Here is a 1117-nt window from a genome sequence, read left to right as displayed (position 1 = left end):
CCCTTGTAAGCTAATTTCTACCTGCCTCAGATCGCGGTGCCCTCGGATTTCGAGATCGTGAGTGAGCATGGGTCGAGGCAGGTTCCTTCCTAAATTAGTCCGAACGGTTGCCTGGGCTTAAAGCCCGATTCTGCAAGGTTGGACAGGGGAAATCACCATGAACCAAGACTCTGCATTTGTCGGAATTGATGTTTCCAAGAGCACGCTGGATTCATTTGTCAGCACGACTGGTCAGGTCGAGCAGTTTCTTAACACGCATGACGATATTCAGCGTTTAACCAAATATCTCAAGGCACAGACACCAGCTTTGGTGGTGCTGGAGGCAACAGGCGGATTCGAGCGGCTAGCCGCCGCTGAGCTATCCGCTTCTGGTTTACCGGTTGTTATTGTCAACCCTCGGCAGGTCCGTGATTTTGCGAAGGCTACAGGCCAACTGGCAAAAACTGATGCACTGGATGCTCGGATCATTGCCGAGTTTGCCCAAGCAGTTAAGCCCGCTATTCGCGAACTTGCGGATGAACATGCTCGTGAGTTGGCAGATCTGCTGGTACGACGTCGTCAAATCATCGACATGCTGGTGGCGGAACAGTCGCGTTTGAAGCAAGCAGTGTTTAAAGCACTTCAACAGGACATCAAGGCGCATGTTGTGTGGTTGCAGAAGCGACTTAAAAATACCGATGATGATTTACACGATGCAATCAAGGCTTCCCCGATCTGGAAGGCTAACTATGACTTATTGCGTGAAGTGAAAGGTGTCGGTGACGTGCTCGCGCTTTCGTTGTTAGCGATGCTGCCTGAGCTAGGCAAGGTCAATCGCAAGCAGGTAGCTGCGTTGGTAGGTGTGGCTCCTTACAACTGCGATAGCGGTATCTTTAAGGGCCGCAGGCGGATCTGGGGTGGTCGAGCCGAACTAAGAAGTGTGTTGTACATGGCAACTCTGTCCTCAAAGCTCCATAACCCCGTGATAGAACAGTTTTATAACCATTTGTTGGCTGCTGGGAAGAGCAAGAAAGTGGCCTTGGTTGCCTGCATGAGAAAGCTGCTGACGATTCTGAATGCCATGATCCGCGATCAGAAACACTTCGCTGAAATGGCTTGAAGTTCGACACGGTTGCTC

Annotated in this window: 1 protein-coding gene; it reads left to right on the top strand. The window is 51.0% G+C overall.

Annotated features, from left to right (window positions below; translation table 11 throughout):
* Positions 1-157: 157 nt before the first annotated feature.
* The gene (locus tag GWQ44_RS30785) at positions 158-1099 is read left to right on the top strand and encodes an IS110 family transposase (protein ID WP_103740928.1); all 942 of its coding nucleotides are present in this window, start codon (positions 158-160) and stop codon (positions 1097-1099) included.
* The last annotated feature ends 18 nt before the right edge of the window (positions 1100-1117 follow it).

Source organism: Pseudomonas sp. 3MA1 (genome assembly GCF_029237275.1).
Lineage (GTDB): Bacteria > Pseudomonadota > Gammaproteobacteria > Pseudomonadales > Pseudomonadaceae > Aquipseudomonas > Aquipseudomonas fluorescens_AP.
This window is presented reverse-complemented; position numbering and strand designations above follow the sequence as displayed.